Genomic DNA, 538 nt, shown 5'->3' on the forward strand with positions numbered 1-538 from the left:
GTTCCCTGCCGAGCAGCACGGCGAKCTGATTGATCGCCTGTTGGCGTGCCTGCTCCAACGACGGAATGTCGGCTGCCGTCAACGAGGCCTGAGCGGTGGCGCGGGTGGAATCAAGTGCCGAAACCGAACCGGCTTCGAGTTTCGCCTTGGTGATTTCCGCCGTGTTGTTCTGAACGGCAAGCGACTTCTGCGCGATAATGATCTGCTGACCGAGGCCTTGTACGTTCAGATAGGCATTGGTGACCCCGGCGATGATGTCGAGTCGGGTTGAGTTGAGCCCTTCCTTCTGCGCTTCGACCAGATAGGTCTGCTGCTCGGCCGACGGCCGGGCGCCGAAATCGAGCGTCCATGTGGCGGCCAAGCCTGCCGTTGCCGCGGAATTGTCCGTCGTCACGGGCCTAAAGCCAGTCGGCGCCCAGTGACCCTTCATCGGCTGGAAAGGATTGCCCGGCGCAGGATGATTCGGGACCCAGACGAGCTTGCCTTGGTCCAGCTTGGGCGTCGACTCTGCAGCGGTGGCCGCCGTCTGGCCATTCAG

Annotated in this window: 1 protein-coding gene; it reads right to left on the reverse strand. The window is 62.6% G+C overall.

Annotated features, from left to right (window positions below; translation table 11 throughout):
* Positions 1–538, reverse strand: a 538-nt coding sequence (locus AC1D0P_RS27910) for a TolC family protein (protein WP_477679700.1), incomplete at both ends; no start/stop codon positions are given.

The organism is Polaromonas sp. P1_G2 (assembly GCF_056405515.1).